This window comes from Neobacillus sp. Soil_C_43 (assembly GCF_057656715.1).
Map to the genome: position 1 here is coordinate 20,076 of NZ_JBDGJV010000018.1, position 24,321 is coordinate 44,396.

The 24,321-nt window shown below is 38.6% G+C and carries 25 protein-coding genes and 1 riboswitch; of the genes, 15 read left to right on the top strand and 10 right to left on the bottom strand.

From position 1 onward, the window contains the following. Positions 1-86: 86 nt before the first annotated feature. The 5 genes from AC3A54_RS20450 to AC3A54_RS20470 form a co-directional block, all read right to left on the bottom strand. Complete coding sequence (locus AC3A54_RS20450) at positions 87-1,349, bottom strand: ammonium transporter (RefSeq protein WP_487655975.1); 1,263 nt, start codon at positions 1,347-1,349, stop codon at positions 87-89. 202 nt (positions 1,350-1,551) lie between these two features. After that, a complete protein-coding gene (locus AC3A54_RS20455) occupies positions 1,552-1,878 on the bottom strand; it encodes a MerR family transcriptional regulator (protein ID WP_308080991.1) in 327 nt (108 codons plus the stop codon). Between the two features lie 147 nt (positions 1,879-2,025). Next, the gene (locus AC3A54_RS20460) at positions 2,026-2,190 is read right to left on the bottom strand and encodes a hypothetical protein (protein WP_487655976.1); all 165 of its coding nucleotides are present in this window, start codon (positions 2,188-2,190) and stop codon (positions 2,026-2,028) included. Positions 2,191-2,210: 20 nt separating this feature from the next. Further along, a complete protein-coding gene (locus tag AC3A54_RS20465) occupies positions 2,211-2,348 on the bottom strand; it encodes a hypothetical protein (RefSeq protein WP_308080990.1) in 138 nt (45 codons plus the stop codon). Between the two features lie 399 nt (positions 2,349-2,747). Then, entirely contained in the window at positions 2,748-3,104 is a 357-nt protein-coding gene (locus AC3A54_RS20470; protein WP_335530245.1) for a hypothetical protein, read from the bottom strand. A 236-nt stretch (positions 3,105-3,340) separates the two neighbouring features. On the opposite strand from AC3A54_RS20470, the gene AC3A54_RS20475 reads away from it, so the two are divergent. The 3 genes from AC3A54_RS20475 to AC3A54_RS20485 all read left to right on the top strand — a co-directional run bounded on the left by AC3A54_RS20475 (position 3,341) and on the right by AC3A54_RS20485 (position 5,649). Then, positions 3,341-4,144, top strand: coding sequence for a basic amino acid ABC transporter substrate-binding protein (locus AC3A54_RS20475; protein WP_487655977.1), 804 nt, complete (start codon positions 3,341-3,343; stop codon positions 4,142-4,144). 129 nt (positions 4,145-4,273) lie between these two features. Further along, positions 4,274-4,930, top strand: coding sequence for an amino acid ABC transporter permease (locus AC3A54_RS20480; RefSeq protein WP_335548253.1), 657 nt, complete (start codon positions 4,274-4,276; stop codon positions 4,928-4,930). Further along, positions 4,927-5,649: an amino acid ABC transporter ATP-binding protein gene (locus tag AC3A54_RS20485; RefSeq protein ID WP_487655978.1), complete on the top strand. Its 723-nt coding sequence runs from the start codon at positions 4,927-4,929 to the stop codon at positions 5,647-5,649. The genes AC3A54_RS20480 and AC3A54_RS20485 overlap by 4 nt, the downstream gene beginning before the upstream one ends. A 39-nt stretch (positions 5,650-5,688) precedes the next feature. Here the strand turns inward: AC3A54_RS20485 and AC3A54_RS20490 are convergent, their stop codons facing one another. Together AC3A54_RS20490 and AC3A54_RS20495 are read right to left on the bottom strand one after the other, a co-directional pair. Then, positions 5,689-5,955, bottom strand: a complete 267-nt coding sequence (locus AC3A54_RS20490; RefSeq protein WP_487655979.1) for a zinc ribbon domain-containing protein — start codon at positions 5,953-5,955, stop codon at positions 5,689-5,691. A 17-nt stretch (positions 5,956-5,972) separates the two neighbouring features. Beyond that, positions 5,973-6,482: a hypothetical protein gene (locus AC3A54_RS20495; protein ID WP_487655980.1), complete on the bottom strand. Its 510-nt coding sequence runs from the start codon at positions 6,480-6,482 to the stop codon at positions 5,973-5,975. A gap of 271 nt (positions 6,483-6,753) precedes the next feature. Between AC3A54_RS20495 and AC3A54_RS20500 the strand changes: the two genes are divergently transcribed. The 9 genes from AC3A54_RS20500 to AC3A54_RS20540 all read left to right on the top strand — a co-directional run bounded on the left by AC3A54_RS20500 (position 6,754) and on the right by AC3A54_RS20540 (position 16,704). Beyond that, the gene (locus AC3A54_RS20500) at positions 6,754-9,510 is read left to right on the top strand and encodes a dynamin family protein (RefSeq protein ID WP_487655981.1); all 2,757 of its coding nucleotides are present in this window, start codon (positions 6,754-6,756) and stop codon (positions 9,508-9,510) included. Positions 9,511-9,613: 103 nt separating this feature from the next. Further along, on the top strand, positions 9,614-10,621 hold the full coding sequence (locus AC3A54_RS20505; RefSeq protein ID WP_487655982.1) for a DUF3231 family protein: 1,008 nt from the start codon (positions 9,614-9,616) through the stop codon (positions 10,619-10,621). A 67-nt stretch (positions 10,622-10,688) separates the two neighbouring features. After that, complete coding sequence (locus AC3A54_RS20510) at positions 10,689-11,405, top strand: MBL fold metallo-hydrolase (protein WP_487655983.1); 717 nt, start codon at positions 10,689-10,691, stop codon at positions 11,403-11,405. A 56-nt stretch (positions 11,406-11,461) separates the two neighbouring features. Next, complete coding sequence (locus AC3A54_RS20515) at positions 11,462-11,689, top strand: hypothetical protein (protein WP_487655984.1); 228 nt, start codon at positions 11,462-11,464, stop codon at positions 11,687-11,689. A 101-nt stretch (positions 11,690-11,790) separates the two neighbouring features. Then, positions 11,791-13,017: an RtcB family protein gene (locus AC3A54_RS20520; RefSeq protein WP_487655985.1), complete on the top strand. Its 1,227-nt coding sequence runs from the start codon at positions 11,791-11,793 to the stop codon at positions 13,015-13,017. A gap of 310 nt (positions 13,018-13,327) precedes the next feature. After that, a complete protein-coding gene (locus tag AC3A54_RS20525; protein ID WP_487655986.1) occupies positions 13,328-14,026 on the top strand; it encodes a response regulator transcription factor in 699 nt (232 codons plus the stop codon). 3 nt (positions 14,027-14,029) lie between these two features. Beyond that, positions 14,030-14,965 (top strand): ATP-binding protein, encoded by a 936-nt coding sequence (locus tag AC3A54_RS20530; protein WP_487655987.1) that lies wholly within the window; start codon positions 14,030-14,032, stop codon positions 14,963-14,965. Positions 14,966-15,095: 130 nt separating this feature from the next. After that, on the top strand, positions 15,096-16,019 hold the full coding sequence (locus tag AC3A54_RS20535; RefSeq protein ID WP_487655988.1) for an ABC transporter ATP-binding protein: 924 nt from the start codon (positions 15,096-15,098) through the stop codon (positions 16,017-16,019). Beyond that, complete coding sequence (locus tag AC3A54_RS20540; RefSeq protein WP_487655989.1) at positions 16,012-16,704, top strand: ABC transporter permease; 693 nt, start codon at positions 16,012-16,014, stop codon at positions 16,702-16,704. The genes AC3A54_RS20535 and AC3A54_RS20540 overlap by 8 nt, the downstream gene beginning before the upstream one ends. Before the next feature lie 116 nt (positions 16,705-16,820). Here AC3A54_RS20540 and AC3A54_RS20545 read toward each other — a convergent pair whose 3' ends face one another. Continuing rightward, a complete protein-coding gene (locus AC3A54_RS20545; protein ID WP_487655990.1) occupies positions 16,821-18,647 on the bottom strand; it encodes an APC family permease in 1,827 nt (608 codons plus the stop codon). A 350-nt stretch (positions 18,648-18,997) separates the two neighbouring features. Further along, positions 18,998-19,142: riboswitch (cyclic di-AMP (ydaO/yuaA leader) on the bottom strand. A 156-nt stretch (positions 19,143-19,298) separates the two neighbouring features. Between AC3A54_RS20545 and AC3A54_RS20550 the strand changes: the two genes are divergently transcribed. Then, positions 19,299-19,427, top strand: a complete 129-nt coding sequence (locus AC3A54_RS20550; protein ID WP_335546610.1) for a bacitracin ABC transporter ATP-binding protein — start codon at positions 19,299-19,301, stop codon at positions 19,425-19,427. A 19-nt stretch (positions 19,428-19,446) separates the two neighbouring features. Here AC3A54_RS20550 and AC3A54_RS20555 read toward each other — a convergent pair whose 3' ends face one another. Further along, positions 19,447-20,382, bottom strand: coding sequence for a glycerophosphodiester phosphodiesterase family protein (locus AC3A54_RS20555; protein ID WP_487655991.1), 936 nt, complete (start codon positions 20,380-20,382; stop codon positions 19,447-19,449). A gap of 15 nt (positions 20,383-20,397) precedes the next feature. After that, positions 20,398-21,360, bottom strand: a complete 963-nt coding sequence (locus AC3A54_RS20560) for a D-2-hydroxyacid dehydrogenase (protein WP_487655992.1) — start codon at positions 21,358-21,360, stop codon at positions 20,398-20,400. A 193-nt stretch (positions 21,361-21,553) separates the two neighbouring features. Here AC3A54_RS20560 and AC3A54_RS20565 point away from each other — a divergent pair, with 193 nt between their 5' ends. Together AC3A54_RS20565 and AC3A54_RS20570 are read left to right on the top strand one after the other, a co-directional pair. Further along, positions 21,554-22,765, top strand: a complete 1,212-nt coding sequence (locus tag AC3A54_RS20565; RefSeq protein ID WP_487655993.1) for an MFS transporter — start codon at positions 21,554-21,556, stop codon at positions 22,763-22,765. Between the two features lie 339 nt (positions 22,766-23,104). Further along, positions 23,105-23,872 (top strand): 3-hydroxyacyl-CoA dehydrogenase, encoded by a 768-nt coding sequence (locus AC3A54_RS20570; protein WP_487655994.1) that lies wholly within the window; start codon positions 23,105-23,107, stop codon positions 23,870-23,872. Positions 23,873-24,321: the final 449 nt, after the last annotated feature.

Sequence of the window (24,321 nt, forward strand, 5' to 3'; positions counted from 1 at the left end):
AACCTTCGGCAAGTAAAGTCAAAGAGCGACTTTTCTTGCCGAAGAACATTTGCCTGTCGGGGCTGATCAAGGCGCTTCCGCTTTTCTTATTGAGCTTTTACCTTTTGCTCAGTTGTAAGCAATTCTGGATACCCATAGCTGCCATGCTCGCTCATATCGAGGCCGATGATTTCCTCTTCCTCTGTTACACGCAGTCCATTCATAAACTTTTTCATTAGGGCGAGTAAGATAAACGAAACAATGAAGGCGAAGGCTGCACAAGTGAATACGCCAAGTGCTTGAACGCCCAGCTGGTGGAATCCTCCTCCGTAAAATAACCCTGGCTTTCCAACAGTAGCTAATTCTTTTGTTGCAAAGAACCCAGTGGATAGGGTCCCCCATACACCAGCCGTTCCGTGCACAGACAAGGCTGCTATTGGATCATCAATTCCTCTGCTTTCAAAGAATCGAATGCTATAAAAAACTAGAATGCCGGAAATAAAGCCGATTAGAACAGCAGCCCATGTATCAACAAATGCACAAGAGGCTGTAATAGCAACTAAACCAGCTAACGCGCCGTTTAACATCATAGGTACATCAGCTTTACCCAATACTATCCAAGAAATAATCATGGCAGCAACCGTTCCAGCTGCAGCTGCTAGATTTGTATTAATGGCTACGAATCCGAAAAATCCTTTGTCAACGGATAGGGTACTACCTGCATTAAATCCAAACCAGCCTACCCATAAAAGTAATACGCTTAACGCAGTGAAGACTTGGTTATGACCGGAAAGGTTATTGGCTGAACCATCTTTATTAAACTTCCCAATCCGAGGTTTTAAGAGAATAGTAGCCGCAAGAGCTGCCATTGCTCCTGTTAAGTGAACAACCGTTGAACCTGCAAAATCCTGCTTTCCATGTTCAGCTAACCAGCCGCCTCCCCAAATCCAGTGAGCGATTGGAGGGTAGACGATAACCGAGAAAAGTACGGCGAAGACAAGGTAGGCACTCAATTTAGCACGTTCGGCAAATCCGCCAAATGCGATGGTTAATGAAATTCCTGCAAAAGCTAATTGGAATAAAAAGAAAACCGAGCCAGATAATGATAAGCCTTTGATATCATACCCAGAATATAAGAAGTCGGAAAAACCAATGATGGGATTTCCTTTCCCAAAAATCAATCCATACCCTATTGCCCAGAACACAATGGAGCTTATTCCAAAGGTAAGGATGGTTTTCCCAGCAATATGTCCTGCATTCTTCATTCTTGTTGATCCGGTTTCAAGAAGGATGAACCCTCCGATCATTAAAATAACGAGTACAGCACTAACCATTACCCACAAACTGTTCATTAAAAATAAAGTATCCATTTTTCTCCCCCTTTAGAATAATGTTAATTTTTATAACATTTAGTGTAGTTGTATTTTTACATGAATAAGTGGTTGAATCTATAAGTTTGTAAGGTTATCTAACATGGTTTTTGAAGGATGAGCTATTTTTGTAGGTTGATAGGGGAATCTAAGCATAAAAAAACCTTGCTCCTAACAAGGAGTCAAGGCAATAAATAGGAATTTAATTTTTCCGAATACCAAATTGAGCATTCAACTGTCCTTGGATCATCTTCCGGCGAATCGCATCTTGGTTGATTTTCTTTTGATCGCGAAGCATTTCTTTTCTAATTTCATGAGTTTGAATACCGTCTTCGATTTTATTGGCGATTTCCATTAACAATTCAACATCGGAAAAAGAGAATTTTCGGCTGCCTCCTGCTGATCTTTCAGGAAAAATAAGTTTCCGCTCTTCGTAATATCTTATTTGTCTTTCTGAAAGACCAGTAAGATCTCTAACAATTCCAATGGTGATTACCTTCTTATCTTTATAAGACAAATCTTTTCCCATTTTAGCCTCTCACCACACCCGTTCGTGTTATAGTTGGAAAATTCGTAATATACACTACATTATATGTTAGATTTTCTCACACCGGACTGGATTTTGGTACTATAATGCATAATTTATTTTGAAAAGGTCATATGAGTAGAAGTGATACTACTTATTAGTGGGGTATGTTTTTTTATAAAGATTTGCGAGTTCTCTGATGGTAAGGGAATGAAGCTCCTTGGCGGGTGTGCCGCTTTGTTGTTCCGACTCCATTAATTTTTTTATATAAAATTGTTTTAGCCGTTCGAGACCTTTACGTAAATGAGTGGCCAATTTTCCCCCTCCTCATGATTCTAATAATTTTGTAGTTTTCTTAATAGGTCGTTTGCTTGGGAGCCCATGACCTTCATTAGTTCTTCGTATAATTCATCTCTCAACCGATCTAACTGAAGAATCTTTTCAGCTAATTGAATCTCTTGTCTTTGATACATATAGGATCTTCCTTTCTGTGTTTATATTGAAAAACTTATCTGAATTTGTACCCTTTGTCAGTAACTGTGTAAGAAAAGGTAACAGGATTTTTCCTGATGGTGAAAAACAATGGGAGAAACGCTTATAACTATGTAAGATTTCTTAAAAGTAGGAGTGAATAAAGCACTTGATTGGGGAAAAAGGTGTGGAAGGGTAACTAGTCGGAGTGATTAGTGCCCATGATGGATGAAAAAATGATGGAAGGGTAACTAGTCAGGTGACTAGTGCCCGTGAAGGATGAAAAAGAGGTGGAACGGTAATTAGTCCCCAACAACTTTCTGGCGTAAAGGGTGAAGATTAATTCAGCAGGCAACAAAAATAAAGAACTAGGCAACATGCCTAGTTCTTCCTTAATAACCTTAATACTCTCCATCAAATGGAGTGAATGGGATGTTAAATCTTCTTTCAAGAATGCGAACACGTTGATTCACTCGTTGTAGACGACGTTGAAGCTGATTCACATCTCGTTGAAGCTGGTTAATCTCTCTTTCCTGACGCTCATTTTGTCTTTCAAGTTGATTGACTCGACGCTCAAGCTGTTGAGGCTGGCGATTTGGGTCATATTGAATTTGCGTTGCATAAGGGTCGTGTGTTGCATAAAGGTCTTGTGTTACATAAGGATCGTGTGTTACATAAGAAGTCATTTGCTCAGCTGGAACATAGCTATGATACTCAATCGGCATTTGTGGGTGTTGATAATAACCATAAGGGTTCATTGGGCATCTCTCCTAACATGATATATACCCTATAAATTATGCCGGGACCTTAGGGGTGTAACGGCGGATGCCTAATTACAAAAAGACTTTATTACGGTAGTTCATTAGTGTATTACTATAGTAAGAAAATTATAACGATTGAATATAAACACAAAAAAAGTTATAATCATTTATATTCAAAATATTATTATTATTTGGTAAAATTGTTTTTATAAAAAAATAATGGAGGTCTAGAAATGAAGAAATTAAAATTAGTTTCAACAGTTTTCATGGTGGCATTTCTCTTGATTCTATCAGCCTGTGGGACAAGTAAAACAGGAGGCGAAGGTGAGAAAACATTAAGAGTTGTTACCGATGCAGCTTATGCACCTTTTGAATACCAGGATAAGGGAGAAGTTGTAGGCTTTGATATTGATTTTATTAACGCAGTGGCTAAGGAAGCGGGTCTTAAGATTAAGGTGGAACATGTAGGCTGGGATCCATTATTTGTGGAGCTAGACAAGAAGACTGCTGATCTTGGTATCTCTGCCATCACAATTAACGATGAGCGCAAGCAATCCTATGACTTTACTGTGCCGTACTTCTTATCTACCAATAAGATCCTCGTTCCAGAAGGCAGCGATATTAAGAGTGCAGCAGATTTAAAGAATGGTAAAACCATTGCTGTTCAAAACGCAACGACTGGACAAGAAGCAGTTGAAGGGCTTCTAGGTAAAAATAATGAGAAAATTAAAAAGTTTGAAAATAACAATCTAGCGATTCTTGAATTAAAGAGTGGCGGGGCAGACGCCGTTGTTGCGGATAATACCGTTGTTGAACAATATGTGAAAAATAATCCGAAAGATAATTTCGTTGTTATCGAAGATTCAAATGCATTTGCAAAAGAATTTTACGGGTTAATGATGCCAAAGGGAAGCAAGCTTAAGGCAGACCTTGATAAAGCAATTAAGGAAGTTATTGATAACGGAACATACGCAAAGATTTACAAGAAATGGTTTAAGGTAGAGCCAGATACACAGATTCTAAAAGACCAAAAATAATATGAACTGATAAAATTGCGTAACTCTTCAAAACTAGCAGTTACGCAATTTTTGGTTATTTTTGCAACACTGTCTAACAACCGCACTCGATGCATAGGGAGCATCATGTCTGTATAGGGGGATCAAATGATGGATTTTCGTTGGGATATTTTAGCTGAGTACGCTCCTTTTTTTCTAAAGGGGACGTTACTAACTATTGGTCTTTCAATCGCCAGTATAATAATTGGAACGGTCCTGGGGCTATTAATCGGTCTAGGAAAAATGATGAGGAACAAACTCTTAGCATTACCTTTTAGTATTTATATCACCTTTTTTCGTGGTACTCCATTACTCGTGCAAATTCTATTAATACATTTTGCAGTCGTACCTTTATTCACTGGGGGTACCAATGCTATTGCTGCAGCCATTGTCACTCTTTCATTAAATGCTGCAGCCTATATTTCGGAGATTTTCCGTGCTGGCATTCAGTCTATTGATCGAGGGCAGATGGAAGCTGCTCGATCATTAGGGATGACTCACGCCCAATCCATGTGGAATATCATCCTGCCCCAAGCGTTTAAACGAATGATTCCACCTTTAGGAAATGAATTTATTGTACTCATTAAAGAATCGTCACTGGCCGCTTTAATTGCCGCCCCAGAATTAATGTATTGGGGACGAGCGATGCAAGGACAGTATTTCCGGGTTTGGGAGCCATATATAACGGCTGCTGTTATTTATCTTGTGTTAACTCTCTCCTTAAGCTTCCTGTTATCACGTCTTGAAAGGAGGTTGGCAACAGAATGATTGAAGTAAGAAATTTGAAAAAGTCATTTGGAAGTAATGAAGTTCTTAAGGACATCAATGTTACGGTCAAGCCTCAAGAGGTTGTAGTTGTCATTGGACCTTCGGGCTCAGGAAAATCCACTTTCCTTCGTTGTCTAAATATGCTTGAGACCATCACTGGCGGCCATGTATGTATTGAAGGTGTTGACTTAACGGACAAGCAAACGGATATCAACAAAGTCCGAACCGAAGTGGGAATGGTGTTTCAGCAATTTAATCTATTTCCGCATAAAAAGGTGATTGAAAATATTATGCTTGCCCCTATGAAGGTAAGGAATGTGCCAGCAGAAAAGGCAAGGGCAAAAGGATTAGAGCTTTTACGGAAAGTAGGATTAGAAGACAAGGCGGAGGCCTATCCTGATTCTTTATCCGGCGGGCAGAAGCAACGGGTAGCGATTGCCAGGGCGCTCGCAATGGAACCGAAAATTATGCTGTTTGATGAACCAACATCTGCCCTCGATCCGGAAATGGTCGGTGAGGTACTCGAGGTCATGAAGCAGCTGGCTAAAGAAGGGATGACGATGGTCGTGGTCACCCATGAAATGGGCTTTGCTAAAGAAGTGGGCGATCGGGTGATCTTCATGGACGGCGGCTTAGTTGTCGAAGAAAATGTACCAATTGAATTATTCGATTATCCAAAGGAAGAACGGACGAAAGCATTTTTAAGTAAAGTATTATAACTACCACAAAAAGGAGACCAAAACGGTCTCCTTTTCTGCTTATTTATTAGTATTCCATCTTTCCAACTTATGTATATTTCTCGTAAACATCCCCGCAATAAACTTAGGCATTCCAAATTCAACAATCTTCTGTTTTACTAGTTCTTTCATTTCTTCAGCTGTGATATTTGGTAAAGTGAATTTTCCATTCAAATAGCAATGGCTGCAATACTTGGTGCTTTTGGTCCCATTTACTTCGGTTCCCCCTCCAAGTTCATCCTTTGCAAGAGGCATTCCACAGCTTTGACAGTTTTTATAGGTAGTCATTCTTCACATTCCTTTTCTTATTTTTCAAAGTCAAATACGTCAACTATCTTGTCGGCTTTAATCCGGTTTTGACAGAGCTTAAACAATTGGTTGAAAAAGTCATCCACCTCATGCGGAGAGGAAGGAAGTTTGATTTGAATCGTTGTCGATCCAAACATTTGTTTAAAAAAGGCTTTTCTTTGGTCGTTTTTTCCGTCCCGTTTAAACGGCTTATACATCCAAATAAAATGAGGTACTCCATCAATCTCTTGAACTTGCCTAATTTCGGCACAGGTGGTGGACTTGTCATGTGCATAAATTACTAAATAGTAGTTTTCATTGCGATGCCAATCAATGAATAAAAAATAATAGCCTGTATCACTATCAAGGCGGTTTACTTCATATCCAGCTAATGTATTTTTTCCATTTGTCCATTGATGGAATCTCGGTAAAACCCCACCAACTGTTTCAAGCTTCTTTATTTCAAAAGTAAAGAGATTTGCATTTTCAATACAATTAGATAAAACTAATGCTTGTTCCTTTTCCAAAGTGAACTTCTCCTTCTATTCTTTGGTTTTATTATACGTTGCTGGTGGTATAAAAGGGAAGAAGGTCTCATCTGTGTAATTAATCAATTCTTCACATGTTCAGTTACATTTGACTCCAAATTGACATACAACTGACATCTTTTTAAAAAATACCTCTGATAGAATCTTAATAATTGGGACTTATATTCTGAACATACGTCGAATACTATATGGAATAATTGTGCCTCTTTTCCATATGAATGACATAGAGTGGTTGCAATTGGAGGGAAATATGATGACGTTAGAAAAACAATTAAAAGAAAAAACCTATTATAAAATGTTCATTAATGAACATGAGGATGTTCACCCGATTCAGGTGCTGGGTGAAGCATTTCAAGAGGAAGCGCAAAAGGATGTTCCTGATTTATCATCGATTCGCTTTGCCCAGGGTGAAGTGTATTTTCAACATAAAGATTACGAAGCAGCCATTTTTAAATGGGAAAATATCACCGATGAACTTGAACCATGGGCTAAGAAAAATACAGCAGATGCATACAATGAGCTTGGTCTAGTATCTACAGCAGAAGATATTTATACAGCCATAAAATCCGATAATCTTACTTTAAATACAGAGGTCGCTTTACATTTATTTTCACTCTATATCGAACGAGGTAAATTAGAGGCAGCAGTGTCTACCATTAAAAAGACGGTTAATGCCAATCCTGATTATCCAAATGTGACCGAAATTGCCCGCGCCTTTTTTGAGGAACAGCAGGATTGGACCAATGCGATTGAATTAGCAGTAAATGAAGCGAAACGCACAGAATCGGTAGAATGGTTTGATGTGCTAAATACGTATGTCGATAAAGGTGTAACAAAACATCAACAACCAAGTTATTTTTCACAAGCGTTAATTCTCTTGTTTAACCTCGATCAGAAAAGGTTTGAACAGCTTATCACCTCACTGTGGAAAAGTTATCAGAATGAAGAATCCTATTTTACATGGATTACAGAAATCAATCATTTGTTATTAAATCTCGATATTAATCGAGGCAGTAACTGGTCTGTCCTTTCTCAACTTCATAAGGAAACCTATTTAAGCTTAATTGAGGGAAGATACTTCATTAAAATGCTACAAGGTTTTATTCCAGATCTATTAACGAATTGGCTCAGACTTGCTGACCCATCAACTGTAGTTATTTCATCTGCTGCAGTTCTTTCGTGGAATGAACTTTTTCCGGAAAGTATCAGTAGGTCGATTGTGAGTGAGGCCGAAAATTTAATAAGTACAACCGAATTACATTTTGATGAGCAAGATGAGTGTCTATCACTACTTAACAGTATCTTGAGTTGGGCTGAGGCACATGATATGGGTAAAAATAATCGAGTGAAATGGATCGTTGAACAGTTAAGTGATTTTGATACACAGCATATATTCATCGCTGGATTAAGTGGTAGCGGAAAATCGGCTTTTATTAACATGGTGTTAGGAGAAGAGTTACAGGATGGTTCAACATCCTCTATGGTTATGTTTACTGATGCGGAGGAAGAAGAAATTCTGGAAATTACCGATAATGCGTTCACCATCTTACCTGGTTTTACAGATTTCCAAGAACGTATGGATCGACGCAGAAATGCCTTAGAATCTATTATCGAATTTAGGCACCCTAATCAATTTTTACAGGAAAATAGAATTGCATTCATTGATACCCCTGGATTAAAAGGGAACCAGTATGAACAGTTTGAGTTATTAAGAAATCTTCATGTAGCAGACAGAATTCTATTTGTACTTGATGCTAATTCTCCATTTTCGGAGAAGGAACGGACAGTCCTTACCCAAATACAAGAGTTAGCACCTGACATTCCGGTTCATTTTCTGTTGAGTAAGATGGATACGATCGACAATGAGCAGGAAGCTATTCAAATTTTTGATGAAACTAGGTCGCTGATTCATTCATATCTACCGGATGCAAACGTTTTTGCTTTTTCATCTCAATATGATCGAAAACAACAGCTACAGGATTTAACGAAATTTATTCAGTCTATTAAATATACTAGAAATATAGAAGATAAGCGTTTGGCGAAGCTGTTGTATTTTATTCGGACAACGATTTCAAGTCTTTTACAAAAACGGATTGAAGTTGAGAATCAACTAGTAGAATCCATCCGCTGGAATGAAGAAATGTTAATAAAGTTAAATGGGGCCGTAAATCAGCTGAGGGATACTGAAGTTCAGAAAACGAAGGCTATTGTGAGTTCCTATCGTGCGATTAAGGAAACCATTCAGCAGGATATTTCAGCAACTGTTCCGAAAATGCTTCAGGAATGTTCTTCTTTGATTAAGGAAGAAAGTAATTTTAGTAAAATTCACCTTGAGCTTAATGAAGAAATGAATCGACGGATTCAAGAGTATTTAGAACAAACGGTGATGCCGAATTTCTATCTCTCCTTCCAAGAGTGGATTGAGACCTGCCATGAGGAGTTCAATCAAAGTCAGGAATATTTAAATGAGATGGGTGAAGGCTTTAACCAAATGTATGGGGAAGACCGACTCAAGCTGGAGTGTGATTTTAAGATACTGGATGATTGGCGTCGCGATACGGATCGTATGACAAGTCGATTCCAGCTGGAAACCGTCAATATTCTGCTTCGACGGACTCCGTCGCAATTTCTTTTAAAAAGTGCTGGAAAGCTACTAGGAGCCATCTCCCAAAATAAAGCATTGCTCTATAATAAGTATAAATCGTTTGTAGAAAATGAGGATTATTCAGAAGCAATCACGACGATTAATCAGCAGTTCTTCCAATCATTTGAGTTGTTTGAAAAATCCTTGGAACGGGATGTCACGTTATTCTTCAAAAGTCCGGCCATCATTTTAAATGGTTCTGTGGATGAAACACGTAACGAGATTCATGCAAACCAAGAAATGCTGAACAAATTAAATACAAATCCTGAAATGTTCCGCGATCCATTGACGTTATTCGAAGCAAGACTACGTCAATTCGAATGGATGACAGTGGCTGGAAAAGGGATGCAAACGATTTACTAATCATTCAAGGAGATGTCTACGGGCATCTCCTTTTTAGCATGTTCATATATTTATCTATTTTGGAGATATTATTCCTTAATGGATAAAGGTAGGAGGGTATTCGATGAGCGCAAATCACGAACATATTAAGTTAACGGCGGCAGAATTGTCCTATTTGTGGACTTCATATCTTGCGGAGAGTATGTCCATTTGCATGATAAAGTTTTTTTTACAACACATAGATGATGAGGATATTAAAAAAGTTGCCGTGCACTCTTTGGATTTGTCGCAACAACATCAAGAGCATATTCGGGACATTTTTATAAAGGAGGATATAAAAGTTCCACAAGGCTTTTCTGACCAAGATGTAAACTTAAAGGCCAAGCGGTTATTTTCAGATATTTTTTACTTAAAATATATTAGAAATATGGCTAAAGGTGGTCTAATTACATATGGCAGGATATTACAGAATGTCTATCGCCATGATATTCGTTCATTCTATGCCAAGTGCTTAACATCAACCCTTGAGTTAGATACCGAAACTGTGAGGATCCTACTAGAAAAAGGGTTAGTTGTTCGTCCACCAACGATTCCCTATCCCCAAAAAGTTGAGTTTGTTCATAAACAATCCTTTATTTTAGAAGGGCTTGGCAGACGGGAACCACTGACTGGAACAGAGGTTACCAATCTATACGCGAATATCCAGTCTAACCATATTGGTACGAGTATCACTACTGGCTTTAGTCAGGTGGCGGAATCGAAAAAAGTCCGTAATTATTTCCTAAGAGGAAAAGAGATTGCCATGAAGCACATTAAAGTGTTTACCAGTTATTTAGAGATGGATTCCCTTCCTGCTCCTATGTCTTATGACCAGGAGGTAAATGAATCTACTGAATCACCTTTCTCCGATAAATTAATGATGTTTCATTTTAACCTGATGATTTATGCAGGTATTGGAAACTATGGAGTCGCTATTGCTGAAAGTCAGAGAAGTGATATGGTCATTGATTATTCACGTTTAAATGCCGAAATTTTAAAGTATTCGGAGGATGGAGCAAATATTATGATCGCAAATGGATGGTTAGAGCAACCGCCATTAGCTGCCAATCGAAGAGATTTGGCAAAAGGATAAAAGGAAATAGAAAAAGTTTGTGGAAATATAGAAGAGGGGATGAGAGGAATTTTTAGGAGGATACAAGGTGGAGTATATTTTTAAAGTGGTAAAAGATAATGTATATGTGCTAGCAGTGTGGGATGAGAGCTGGGGCTCGTATAATAATTGTTATTTTATAGTAGAAGAACAATCGGTTACGTTGATAGATTCGGGGAAACAACAGCACGCTGTGTTTATAGAGCGGGCATTACACAGCATTGGAAAGTCAGTCGATGATGTGATTCTTTGCTTGGCTACCCACGGGCATGAGGATCATGTACAAGCAGCCTCTATTTTTAAATATGCAAGAAAAGTGATTCATCCAAATGAGAAAGAAACAATAGAATGTCCTGAACCTGATCAATTTTTATATGAATTGCCAAGCGATGGGCATTTCGGAGAGCTTGATTGTCAGTTGGTTGGCTATCATACCCCTGGTTCAGTTGTTTTTTATCATAAACCGTCTAAGATCGTGTTTACGGGAGATTTTTTATGCTTCTTTGGAGACCCCTTATCACCGGATGGTTTAGTCTCTGTGGGACCTGAGCTTCGAGAGGAATGGCTGAAGTATTTACGAAATGGCGGGGTGCCAGACAAACATCTTCCTCCGTTTCTTAGTGGGTTAGAAATCTTGTCTAGATTTAATCCTGAGGCAATGTGTTCTGGTCACGGAGGAGTCCTGACAGGTGAGATAAACGAGTTTATTCTAGCGTTATTGAAAACGGGTGAAAAATTATTGGAGATAGCTCAAATTACTGAATAAACAAGAGGAAAAGGTTCACTCTAAGTACATAAACGATTGACAAAAAGGAGCTAACTGTGAAGCCATTTGAAATTAGTAATATGATTATTGATGATGACTTTTATAATGAAGAATTTGTAACAGCAGACTTTTCCTATCAAAATCATGACTACAGTATTACTTTTAAAAAGGCAGATCTGGAAGTAGTGAATGCCTGGGTATTTAAAGAGGGTACGTCGCTTCCGGCTAATTTATCAGAAGATATGGTTGAGTTAATAAGGGAAGATGTTCAAAAGCAGATCTAGTCGAATAGACTAGGTCTTTTTTTGTCAGTTAAAAACCCATTGCCCAATTCCTCCATAAATGGTAGCCTATTGGTAATCTGCTTTTGAAGGAGGGAAAACAAGTGATTAAAATAACGGGGTCACAAACAGAAGCGAGAGTATTTTCAAATTATCCTCAGGAAACGGCGATTGAGCAAATTCAAGAGCTTTGTAATCAACCATTTTTAAAAGACACAAAGATTAGTATTATGCCAGACTACCATGCAGGAAAAGGATGTGTCATAGGAACAACCATCCAGTTGAAGGATAAAGTTGTCCCGAACCTTGTTGGCGTGGATGTCGGCTGCGGCGTGCTTACGGTCAAGCTTCAGGATAAAAAGGTCGATTTTAACAGGCTGGATCACGTCATTCGCACGTATGTCCCAAGCGGACAGGATCTCCACTCTGATGAAACAGTCGGATTTATTAATACTAGTTTTCCTGCCATTCAAGAATTCAGAGCGGAGCAGATATTAAGTGAAAATAGAAGTCGATATAGCTTAGGAACACTTGGTGGAGGTAACCATTTTATTGAGGTATCTGTTGATTCTGAGGGCTTCCATTACCTAACTATTCATACCGGCAGCCGTTACGTTGGCGCGAAAATTGCTACTCATTATCAAAAAGTGGCGATTTCTAAACTTCGAAAACATGATTTATCGGAAACCATTGAACAACTAAAAGCTGATGGAAGACACAATGAAATCCAATCAGCGATTGAACAATATAAAGAAAAGAATCCAGTCATTCCGAATGATTTAGCTTATTTAGAAGGCGAAGATTTTCATAATTATATGCATGACATGAAGTTGGCCCAAGCATTTGCTAAGGCAAATCGTGAAGAAATCGCACGGGCCATTACCGAAAACATGGGATTTGAAAAGATTGACCAATTTGATACTGTCCACAATTATATTGATACGGAAAATATGATTTTACGAAAAGGGGCGGTTTCAGCACAAAAAGACGAACGCCTCATCATCCCGATTAATATGAGAGATGGTTCGATTATTGCAGTCGGTAAAGGGAACGAAGAATGGAATTATTCAGCACCACATGGAGCGGGCCGCGTCTTGAGCCGTACGAAAGCGATGAAAACTTTAAATATGAAAGATTTTTATAAAACAATGGAGGGTGTTTGGACGACATCCGTATCCGAAGAAACACTAGACGAGGCGCCAATGGCCTATAAGCCAATGCAGGAAATATTAGAGAAGATTGAAGAAACGATTGAGATAGCTGGATTTATTAAACCAGTATATAACTTCAAGGCAAGTGAGAAGTTCACCCCTAATCGATATAAAAAATAATATAGGTGGGTAAAGGGAGGCAGTTTCGGTCTCTCTTTTTCTTTTTGGCTCTGTTAAATTTGCCTGTTGATTTCCGCTCCAGGCACGAGCGGTTCGTGGGTGTTTCGGCGAGCCTCCTCGGCGCTTGCGCCTGCGGGGTCTCCCCTGAACCATACTCCCACAGGAGTCTTCGTGCCTTCCGCTCCAATCAACAGGGTGTATAAATCAAAACTGTTCTTTAACACAGCTTTCTTTTTATAGGCCAAATGAAGGAATTTCTACACAAAATATGGAAATGTACCATATAGGGAAAAACAGGGTGGAGGACAAAATGAAACACAAAATATTGTTAGTTGAAGACGATACGGCCATCAGTGATATGGTAAAAGGCCAATTTACAAAAGAAGGCTATGAGGTGGTACCTGCATTTGACGGGGAAGAAGCCCTTGAGGTATTTTCACGCGACACATTTGATTTGATTTTGCTGGACTTAATGCTGCCTAAGCTTGATGGAATGGAATTTTTGAAAATCATCAGGGAGAAAAGCATAATCCCTGTATTAATCATGTCGGCAAAGGATGGGGATTTAGACAAAGCATTAGGATTAGGCTTTGGGGCAGATGATTATATTGCTAAGCCGTTTTCGATGATTGAGCTGACGGCAAGGGTGAAGGCAGCCATCAGAAGAGCGACACACTATTCTCGTACCGAACAAGAGCAACAGAAAAAGGTACTGACGGCTGGCGATTTAACTCTTGATTTAGAAAATTTCTCCTTACATAAGAATGGCACCGAGATCAAGCTGACATCAAAGGAATTTCATATTTTGAAACTATTTCTCTCACACCCTAGCCGTGTGTACACAAAAGCACAAATTTATAGCTTAATTTGGGAAGATGAGTACTACGGGGATGAAAATGTCATTAACGTCCATATGAGAAGGTTGCGTGAAAAAATTGAGGATGATCCTTCTTCCCCCAACTACATCAAAACCTTATGGGGAATTGGTTACAAGCTCGGGGAGTTTTAAATAATGTTCATATTTCTAGTCATTATCATAATAGGATTAGCTTCCCTAAACTTTTTACAATATCGAACGAAAAAAAATGATCAGTCTAATTTAACGTATCTCCACAAAAAGCTGCAGCGAATCATCAATGAACAAACGGATGAAAAATTGCTACTACATACCGATCGTGAAGATATGAAACAGTTATTAATCCAAATTAATCGTCTTTTGGAACATAATCAGAAAATCATGGCAAGCTACAATAAGACGGAAATATCTATGCGAAAAATGCTCTCTAACATCTCACATGATTTGAAAACACCACTGACAGTTGTGCTTGGCTATATTGAGATTATGTTAAATGACCAAGATAGAAGCAAGGAAGAAACGGCTGAACTTTTGCAAAAGGTACATGGGAAAACGATCGAAGTTCTAGAACTTATTAAAAAGTTCTTTGATTTGGCTAAGCTTGAATCCGGGGATAAAGACATCCCACTAACAAGAGTGAACATGAATGAGATTTGCCGAAAAAATATATTAAACTTTTATGAGGTTCTCACATCAAAGGGGTTTGAGGTAGCAATCGAAATCCCAGAAGAAAATCTGTATGCACTTGGAAACGAAGAGGAGTTAGACCGTATCTTAAATAATTTGATTTCTAATGCCATTCAATATGGATCGGAAGGAAAAATACTCGGACTTACGCTTAGAACGGATGAAAAATCTCTGTTTGTAGATGTATGGGATAAAGGAAAGGGCATTAGTGCACTCCATATGGATTTGGTATTTGAAAGAATATACACCCTTGAAGATTCACGAAACAAATCGTATCAAGGAAGCGGCCTCGGTCTAACGATTACAAAGAGGCTGGTGGAAAAGATGGACGGACAAATATTACTCAACAGCAAGCCTTACGAAAAGACTACCTTTACTGTAAAACTCAATCGAATAACGTACTAAACCTCAAAGGGTGCCTCGAATTCCGGGACATCCTTTTCTTTCTTAAGAATTTCGTAAGATTTGATTAATAAAAAAGAAAACTCTACTGACTAGAATAAAAGTAGTTAAAGACGAAGGGGAGCTGATAGAAATGAGCTACATCATCAAAACGAATCAACTAACAAAAACATATAAAGGCAAAGAAGTTGTATCAAATATCAATATGAAGGTGAAAAGAGGAGAAATTTACGGGTTTCTCGGACCAAATGGTGCTGGTAAAACCACAATTATGAAAATGCTAACCAATCTAGTGAAGCCCACAAGCGGTGAGATTGAAATCTTTGGTGAGAAACTAACGAATACATCTTATGAAGTACTGAAGCGGTTGGGCAGTATTATTGAATATCCTGTTTTCTACGACCGACTAACAGCAAGAGAGAACCTGGAACTCCATTGCGAATATATGGGCTACTACGACAAAAAGGCAATCGATCAAGCGTTAGATTTAGTCAAATTAACAAATATCGAGGATAAACCAGTAAAAGACTTCTCTCTCGGTATGAAGCAGCGCCTTGGAATTGCACGTGCCATTATTACCAAACCGGAATTGTTAATCCTAGATGAACCCATTAACGGAATGGATCCCGTTGGCATTAAAGAACTGCGTAATCTTTTTCAAATGCTCTGCCGTGAATATGGCATGACTCTATTGATTTCTTCACATATCCTCGGTGAAATTGAACAGGTTGCCGATACCATCGGGGTAATTAGTGACGGGAATTTAATAAAAGAGGTTCCAATGTCCGAAATTCAGGAGCAAAATACAGAATATCTTGAGCTTGCCGTTCATGATGTGAAAAAGGCCCTGTATGTATTGGAGGAAGTCCTAAAGTTTACTAATTTTAAAGTAGTAGAAGAGGGACGTTTCCGCATCTATGAAACAGGAATCTCTCAAGCAGAAATTTCTAAAACGCTAATCTTAAATGGAGTCATGATTGAAGAACTTAGTAAGAAGAATCATTCACTAGAAGACTATTTCTTAACAATTATTAATGGAGGCGGTATTAGTGCGTAAATTAATCAGTCTTGAAATAAAAAAGTTTAAGTTAATTTCTTATATTAAAAATGTGTTGATTGCCAATGTGGTTGTTATGGGCGTGCTTTGTATGTTGTATTTTGCTGAAAAAAGTGATGGAAATATCGCCTTTCCTAGCTATGACATGGCCTTCGGGGCATTTGGTAGTATTATTAGAAGCATCTTTATTATTTTTGCATCCGTGCTGATTTCTAGGCTCATTATTGATGAATACAAGAGTAATTCTATTTCCTTGATGTTTATGTATCCGATTAATCGAAAGAAAATCATCATTTCTAAGTTAATTATTGTTGCGTGCTTTACATTTGTAACGATTTTCTTGTCAAACATCTTTGTTGGCAGCATGTTTTATTTAGCCGATTCCTATTTTCATTTTGTACCTAAGGCGTTAACACCGGATGTCTTAGTGAATGGATTTCTAAGCATGACCCTTGGCGCGGTTGCCTCAACAGGAATGGCATTAATTCCATTGTATTTTGGAATGAGGAAAAAGTCAGTTCCAACCACGATAGTATCAGCGATTGTTTTGGTTTCAATCTCAAGCTCTTCTGCAGATAATGTGAATCTTTTTTCGTTCATTGTCGTACCAATCGCCCTTGCTCTTGCTGGGTGCGTGATCGCTTATTTATCCTTTAGAAATATTGAAAAAGTAGATATCAACTAACAAGGGCTTCCTTATTAAATGGTAAGTAGTTGTTTATATTCACTGAGTGCTTCGTTTGTTCAATAAGATACAAAAAACAGCAACTCTATATAGTAGAGCTGCTGTTTTTATAATTCTTATTTCTTTAAATGATAAGGAACAGTAGTAATAATCACGTTTCTCCGGAATAAGAGGTAGGCACGGATCAGTAAACTTGATTGATTATGAAGAATATTGTGCCAGCCTTTCTTAGGGATAAATTGTGGAATAATTACTGTTACTCGGTAGTTCGCTTCACTAGCTTTATGTTCAACAGTATCAACAAATTTGGTAAGGGGATTAATGATACTTCTGTAATGCGAGTGCAACGTCACCAGTCTTACATCTGGTTGCCACTTCTTCCATTTTTCTTCAAAGTTTTTCTCATCTTCTCTTTCAAACGAGACATATACTGCAATAATTTGATCTTGAGAAAGAGATTTAGCATAGTTTATTGAGTTTGCCACTACATTGGTCATGCCGGCAACAGGAACTATTAGTACATTTCCTTCAATAGGCATCAAGGGTTCACAAGTAGTGAGCCTAAGCTGGTCTCCAACTGCTTCATAATGCTTTCTAATTCGGTAGAAAACAAAAAGTATAATTGGTAAAAAAACTAATACTGACCATACTTGCGTGAATTTAGTTAAAAAGAACATCATAGTAACAATGAAGCTAATCATTGCCCCTATTGTATTAATTATTAGTTTTGGAAGCCAACCTTGAGGCTTCTCACGAATCCACTTAACGATCATTCCAGTTTGGGATAACGTAAATGGAATAAACACTCCAACTGCGTAAAGCGGGATTAAATGCTCTGTTTCTGCATGAAAAGTTAAAATTAATATGATTGAAGATATTGCAAGTATGATGATGCCATTTGAGTATCCCAATCGGTCACCTCTAACAAGGAACATCCTTGGAATAAACTTATCTTTCGCAAGATTAACTGCCAGCAATGGGAAAGCAGAATAACCAGTGTTTGCAGCCAGGATTAAAATTAATGCAGTAGTACCTTGAATAAAAAAGTACATGAAATTTCGTCCGAAAGTTTCCTCTGCAATCTGTGATACAACGGTTACCTCTGCCCTTGGAGTAATCCCATAATAGTAAGCTAAATATACAATTCCCGAAAATAATACGGCAAGTAATGCACCCATCATCATTAACGTTTTGGAAGCATTATTAGGAGCGGGATCTTTGAAGTTAGGAATGGCATTGGATATAGCTTCAACCCCCGTTAAGGCTGAACTTCCCGATGCAAACGCCCTTAAAAGAATAAACAAACTGATTCCCGTAACAGGTGTACCAATTGGGGTATGTAATTCAGGAGAAACTCCTCCTGTAAAAATATGATAAAGACCCATACCAATTAATATGAACAACGCTAAAACGAATAAGTATACAGGATAAGCTAAAATTGAAGCAGATTCTGTTACTCCTCTTAAATTTAAAATTGTAATTAAAATCACGAATACAATGGCGATTTCTACATTAAATTTATGTAAGGTGGGAAAGGCAGATGTAATAGCATCAGTACCAGCAGAGACACTTACAGCAACAGTTAAAATGTAGTCTACTAATAAAGAGCCTCCTGCAATTAAGCCATAATTTACACCTAAGTTATTTTTTGAAACAACATATGCACCCCCACCATGAGGATATGCAAAGATGATTTGCCTATAAGACAATATAAGCGCTGTTAAAAGTATTAATACACCAACTGCAATAGGGAGTGAATACCAAAATGCTGTTGCACCTAGTGTAACTAAGACAATCAATATTTGTTCAGGGCCATATGCCACAGAAGATAGAGCATCAGAAGAAAGAATTGCTAATGCTTTCGTTTTGTTTAGTTTCTGTTCTCCTAATTCATGGGATTTTAAAGGACGTCCAATTAAAAATCTTTTTAAAGCTGAAATCATTAATTACTCACCACCTAATTGTGTTAATAAGTTTTATATTACCCCTTTAAAAGGAATTTCCTCAAAAAGAGTAATCTTTTTATAAGGCTCTGTTAAACTTGCCTGTTGATTTCCGCTCCAGGCACGAGCGGTTCGTGGGTGTTTCGGCGAGCCTCCTCGGCGCTTACGCCTGCGGGGTCTCCCCTGAACCATACTCCCACAGGAGTCTTCGTGCCTTCCGCTACAATCAACAGGGTGTTAAAAATCAACATTGTTCTTTAACACAGCTTTTTATAAAAATAAAAAAGTGCCTACAAGTCATAATAAATAGACCTGTAGACACTTCATTTTTCATGTGTTACAAGCTCCACCTTCCTTCTCATATAACGCTTACGAGGTTAGCTGTCGGATTCGGACCTTTGAGTAGCCCTTCCTTAAAAGGATTCACCCCATGGATTAAGTAACAACCCACAAAAATGGTTCCCCCGTACCATCTGGTTTCAGCGACTAAAGAATTTGAAACTGTGATAATAATACTTCTGTAAATAGCAAAAGTAAATGAAAAATATGTAAAATGATTAAAATTTTTTGATAATGGTAATGGTATTAATGATGATATTATTTCATCCTCTAATAAAACTTTAAAACTCTAACCAGGAAATGAGGAGTCATATGTTCAAGGAAAATAGTCCCTTTTTAAGTGATGAATTTTTAGATGAATTAATTAAAGAAATTAATCAACAATTTGGAGGTCCCACAAATGAACAAAATATAGACCCTTCCAAAAACGATATTGGCTAAATGGTGCAGCACTTATTCATTATTTTTCAGCAACTAATTTTAGGAGTAAGTCCGGTCGATTGGTTAAGATTCCATCTGCACCTGCATCTAAGAGTTTCTTCATTTCTTTTGGATCATCGATGGTCCAATAGCTTATGTCTTGTCCGCGTCGGTGTGCCCCGTTAATTAACTTCTGATCGGTCAAATCAAAGCCGCTATCTGCGGCGGGAATTTGAAAGGAATCGGTTTTTGGCTGATAAAGGTTCCTTAGGAAAAATTTATGGAAGACAACGAATTTCTTTACCTCTTGTTTTCCACCGCAAGTGGCTACCCTGTCCTTCGCATACTTGTTAAAAGTATCAAGAATATCTTGGTCAAAAGAAGCCACCAGAATTTTATCCTGCATGTGATATTTCTCGATAAGTGCCCATAGTTTTGCAGCCATTTCTTCAATTCGTTCAGGCGGATTGTTGTCCTTAATCTCCATTTCAATTCTCATATTACCAAACGTCTGAAACATTTCTTCAGCAGTAGGGATATAGACGCCTTTGCCACGGTAGCTATAGTTGCCTTCAAGGTCTTTAAAATGGTAACCAGCATCAAGCTTTTGGATTTCCTCCAATGTCATGTCTGCCACCGATCCATGTCCATTCGTTGTCCGATCGACTGTCGGATCGTGGATAGCAACCAAATATCCATCTTTTGTAATATGGAGATCGGTCTCAATTACATCCACACCCATATTTGCTGCGTTCGTAAACGCCGTCATCGTATTAGATGGAGCGAGTAACTCACCGCCTTGATGGGCAATCACTAACGGCCGGTTATTTTTGAAAAAGCTCTTTTGGCTTATTTGCTTAACCGGTATGAAATTAACGGCTAAAAGGAAAATAAGGATGGCTGGAATTAAATATTTTAAAACTTTTACACTGCGTTTTTTCTTTTTCGTTGTTTTCTCAATTACAACTTGCTGCATGCTGTTGCTCCTTTGTTAATATCCTTTTGTAAAATCAACCCGGTTAATTGACGGGATGTTTCCTGCTAGATATTCCTTTAAGTTAGGGATAAGGATATTTTCAATGACCCGCTTATTATAATGCTCAGTAGAACCGGAAGTGTGCGGGGTAATGATGACGTTCTCCATTTCCCATAATGGGCTCTCTGTTGTGAGCGGTTCTTTTTCAAATACATCTAATCCAGCACCGGCAATAATTCCATCCTTCAATGCCTGAATGAGCTCATCTTCCACCACAATTTCACCTCGACCAATATTAATGAAAAAGGCAGAAGACTTCATTTGTTTAAATTGTTCTGCACTAAATAATCGATGAGTTTCGTTCGTAAGAGGTAACGTCACCACCGCGTAATCACACTTAGGGAGCAATACATCTAATTGGTCTGGTGTATACATTTCATCAACATAGTCTGCTGGCTGTCCTGAGTGCCTGACACCAAGGACGTTCATTCCAAAGGCCTTGGCAATCTTCGCTGTTTCTTTTCCAATCTCACCAACGCCAATAATCCCCACTGTTTTTTCGTGCATTTCTAGTCCCATATGGGCATGGTGCCAAGTTTTTGTTTGCTGGTTTTTGACATATGTATGCAGCTTACGTGTTAGGCCAAGCATCAGGGCGAAAATCGTTTCGGAAATAGGATACGCATGAACACCATTGGCACTGGTAACTGTTATGTTTCTATTGTTTAATTCATCTAGTGGCAAGTTATTCACACCAGCACTCCAGGTTTGCAGCCATTTAAGCTTTGACTCAGGTGAAAGGATTTCTTCCTCTAGTCCCTTCTTCCAGCCAGCAATGACTTCAGCCTCTTTCAAATGGTCTTGCCAGACTTCTTTGTTCTTACCGATGAATAATTCCCAATCTGGTAAAATACTTTCCAGTAGTTGCATATAATCCTGATCTAAATTATGGGTGATGACTAGCTTCCTTTTTTTCATAAAAATCCTCCGTTTATACGATGTTTAGCTAACTTAATGATAACGTAAATAGGCAGAAATATTAACTTCTTTTGAATAATCTTTCTGGTTTCCTTTTTCCAGCTTCTGTGCTATTATTTAGCGATACGAAATAAAATGAATGAATGAGAATCTTCTCGGAGAAGGTTCTTTTTTGATGGAAGGAAGTGGTAGGATGAAGGAGCGTTTGTGGACGAAGTCATTTATTATGCTTATGGTAGGGAACTTGTTTGTGTTTATGTCATTCCAAATGCTTATTCCGACTCTGCCGCCATATATAAAGTCAATTGGAGCATCTGGATTAGAGATTGGGTTAGTAACGGCATTGTTTTCAATTGGTGCAGTCATTAGCCGGCCCTTTATCGGTTTTATGCTTGAATATAAACCGAGAAAAGCACTGGTAATATCCGGCGCAATTATGCTCTTACTCATTACCATTCTTTACCCTATTTCACAAGTAGTTCTGATTTTTCTATTATTCCGCTTGGTCCATGGATTAGCTTGGGGCTGGTCAACTACGGTGAACGGGACGGCAGCAGTCGATGTAATTCCTAATTCACGGCTAGGTGAGGGGATGGGCTATTACGGCCTGTCGATTACGATTGGGATGATTATTGCGCCAAGTCTAGGAATCTTTTTATATAAAATTACTACATTTACTAATCTCATATATATTTCTGCGCTATTAGGGCTTATTGCAATAGTCTTGCTTATGATTGTTCGGTATCAAACTCCTGAAGCTGTCCTACATACGAAAAAAGAAGACTTAAAGTTTTCCTATGTAGGGTCATTAGTTGAAAAATCAAGCTGGTTTCCTGCGTTTATTACTATTATTATCAATCTTGGCTACGGATCAATCGTGACGTTTATTGTCATCTTTGGTCAAGAAAGAGGCATCGATCAAATCTTTTTATTTTATATTTTTAATGCGTTGATGGCTACAGTAGCAAGGCCGATTGCGGGAAAATGGTTTGATGAAAAGGGACCTATCGGACTGGTTCTTTTCTGTACCATCCTTACTTTTATCGGCATGTGGGTACTCTCCTATGCTCATTCAAGCCTCTTAATTGCTGTTGCAGGCGTACTTTTTGGCTTGGGCTTTGGCTGTTTAATCCCTACGCTTCAGTCTTGGGCATTATTAATGACACCAACAAATCGTCGTGGTGTAGCTAATGGAATGATTTTTTCATCCATTGATTTAGGGATCGGGCTGAGCGGCGTTATTTTTGGGGCCCTTGCACAGTTTGTAGATACGGCGTCAATCTTCCGGATTGCGAGTCTTTTTCTACTAGTTGCTATTGCCTTAGTTATTATTATGGAAAAAAAGAAACGGGTTGCGTCACAGGAAAATATCGTTTCTAAGAAAAAGGTCAGAGCCTCCTATTAATGGGGCCTGACCTTTTTTTGCATAATAAGAAAGTATAAAATTCGACTTCGAGAATTGTCCAGCTCCAGCGCCTAGCCCCTCGGGTCAAATAACCTTCTGCAATAAAAGTCAAAGAGCGACTTTTCTTGCAGAAGAACATTTGCCTGTCGGGGCCGACCAAGGCGCTTCCGCTTTTCTTTGCGACTGTACAAATTTCGGTCATATTCTTGTGAAAACTGTCCAAACGATATACATATAAAAAAATGAATATAAGACAACTGCTTTACCAACCTTAAAATATCCAACTGGCACAATTCTTGCAATTTAACAAAATAGAATTCTTTAAAGGGGGTTATTAGGATGGATATGCAAGCTTGTCGTGCCATCGTTACAGGCGGGGCTTCAGGACTTGGAGAAGCGACTGTGCGGAACATTGTAGGCAAAGGCGGAAAAGCGGTTATTTTTGACCAGTCTGAAGAAAATGGGAAGCGGCTCAAAAATGAGTTAGGGGAAGCAGTTTTATTTTTGAAGGCAGATGTCACGAAGGAAGAGGACATCCAGGAAGCGGTTAATAAAGCGGCTGACTTTTTAGGAGAAGTAAATACGGTTGTAAACTGTGCGGGAATTGGGATTGCTGAGAAAGTCATCGGCAGAAATGGAGCTCATAACCTAGCTCTTTTTTCAAAGGTCATCAATGTCAATTTAATCGGGACCTTTAACGTTATCCGTATTGCAGCTGAGAAAATGTCGAGCAACGAAGTGAATGAGTCTAACGAAAGAGGCGTGATTATCAATACTGCCTCTGTGGCTGCCTTTGACGGTCAAATCGGGCAGGCTGCCTATAGTGCATCAAAAGGTGGAATTGTCGGCATGACTTTGCCGATTGCAAGAGAGCTTGCCCGATACGGAATCCGTGTGATGACGATTGCACCGGGGCTTTTCCACACACCAATGTTTGATACTCTTCCTCAAGAAGCGAGAGATTCACTTGGAAAAATGGTGCCGTTCCCACCAAGGCTTGGCTATCCAGCTGAATACGCCCAGCTCGTCAAAAGTATCATTGAAAACCCAATGCTAAACGGTGAAACCATCAGACTAGATGGAGCCATCAGAATGCAGCCGAAATAATAAAGTGATGACGAGAGTACAATAACTATCTTCTCATTTAAAATATAGGTTGTGTTAAAGAACAGTGTTGATTTTTATACACCCTGTTGATTGGAGCGGAAGGCACGAAGACTCCTGTGGGAGTATGGTTCAGGGGAGACCCCGCAGGCGCAAGCGCCGAGGAGGCTCGCCGAAACACCCACGAACCGCTCGTGCCTGGAGCGGAAATCAACAGGAGAGTTTAACAGAGCCAAATTATAAAGATTGCTAGTATTTAGGATATAACCTATTATCTAAAAATTCGACAATAGTTGAGGTATTCCTTGCTTTACCGCTAATGAAAAAGGATTATTATGGATTTCTTCATCTTTGGTTACCCTGTTTAAAGATTCAATGAAAGAATGTCTATTGTAAAAATAGTCAAAAAAATCACTCTTTTTTGGTACAATAAAGCTATGTAAAGAGGGTGG

What these genes read in the sequence shown, in the direction of transcription:
- AC3A54_RS20450 (WP_487655975.1), bottom strand. Translation starts at nt 1,349, where the DNA reads ATGGATACTTTATTTTTAATGAACAGTTTGTGGGTAATGGTTAGTGCT.
- AC3A54_RS20455 (WP_308080991.1), bottom strand. Translation starts at nt 1,878, where the DNA reads ATGGGAAAAGATTTGTCTTATAAAGATAAGAAGGTAATCACCATTGGA.
- AC3A54_RS20465 (WP_308080990.1), bottom strand. Translation starts at nt 2,348, where the DNA reads ATGTATCAAAGACAAGAGATTCAATTAGCTGAAAAGATTCTTCAGTTA.
- AC3A54_RS20470 (WP_335530245.1), bottom strand. Translation starts at nt 3,104, where the DNA reads ATGAACCCTTATGGTTATTATCAACACCCACAAATGCCGATTGAGTAT.
- AC3A54_RS20475 (WP_487655977.1), top strand. Translation starts at nt 3,341, where the DNA reads ATGAAGAAATTAAAATTAGTTTCAACAGTTTTCATGGTGGCATTTCTC.
- AC3A54_RS20480 (WP_335548253.1), top strand. Translation starts at nt 4,274, where the DNA reads ATGGATTTTCGTTGGGATATTTTAGCTGAGTACGCTCCTTTTTTTCTA.
- AC3A54_RS20485 (WP_487655978.1), top strand. Translation starts at nt 4,927, where the DNA reads ATGATTGAAGTAAGAAATTTGAAAAAGTCATTTGGAAGTAATGAAGTT.
- AC3A54_RS20490 (WP_487655979.1), bottom strand. Translation starts at nt 5,955, where the DNA reads ATGACTACCTATAAAAACTGTCAAAGCTGTGGAATGCCTCTTGCAAAG.
- AC3A54_RS20500 (WP_487655981.1), top strand. Translation starts at nt 6,754, where the DNA reads ATGATGACGTTAGAAAAACAATTAAAAGAAAAAACCTATTATAAAATG.
- AC3A54_RS20505 (WP_487655982.1), top strand. Translation starts at nt 9,614, where the DNA reads ATGAGCGCAAATCACGAACATATTAAGTTAACGGCGGCAGAATTGTCC.
- AC3A54_RS20525 (WP_487655986.1), top strand. Translation starts at nt 13,328, where the DNA reads ATGAAACACAAAATATTGTTAGTTGAAGACGATACGGCCATCAGTGAT.
- AC3A54_RS20530 (WP_487655987.1), top strand. Translation starts at nt 14,030, where the DNA reads ATGTTCATATTTCTAGTCATTATCATAATAGGATTAGCTTCCCTAAAC.
- AC3A54_RS20535 (WP_487655988.1), top strand. Translation starts at nt 15,096, where the DNA reads ATGAGCTACATCATCAAAACGAATCAACTAACAAAAACATATAAAGGC.
- AC3A54_RS20545 (WP_487655990.1), bottom strand. Translation starts at nt 18,647, where the DNA reads ATGATTTCAGCTTTAAAAAGATTTTTAATTGGACGTCCTTTAAAATCC.
- AC3A54_RS20550 (WP_335546610.1), top strand. Translation starts at nt 19,299, where the DNA reads ATGTTCAAGGAAAATAGTCCCTTTTTAAGTGATGAATTTTTAGATGAA.
- AC3A54_RS20555 (WP_487655991.1), bottom strand. Translation starts at nt 20,382, where the DNA reads ATGCAGCAAGTTGTAATTGAGAAAACAACGAAAAAGAAAAAACGCAGT.
- AC3A54_RS20560 (WP_487655992.1), bottom strand. Translation starts at nt 21,360, where the DNA reads ATGAAAAAAAGGAAGCTAGTCATCACCCATAATTTAGATCAGGATTAT.
- AC3A54_RS20565 (WP_487655993.1), top strand. Translation starts at nt 21,554, where the DNA reads ATGAAGGAGCGTTTGTGGACGAAGTCATTTATTATGCTTATGGTAGGG.
- AC3A54_RS20570 (WP_487655994.1), top strand. Translation starts at nt 23,105, where the DNA reads ATGGATATGCAAGCTTGTCGTGCCATCGTTACAGGCGGGGCTTCAGGA.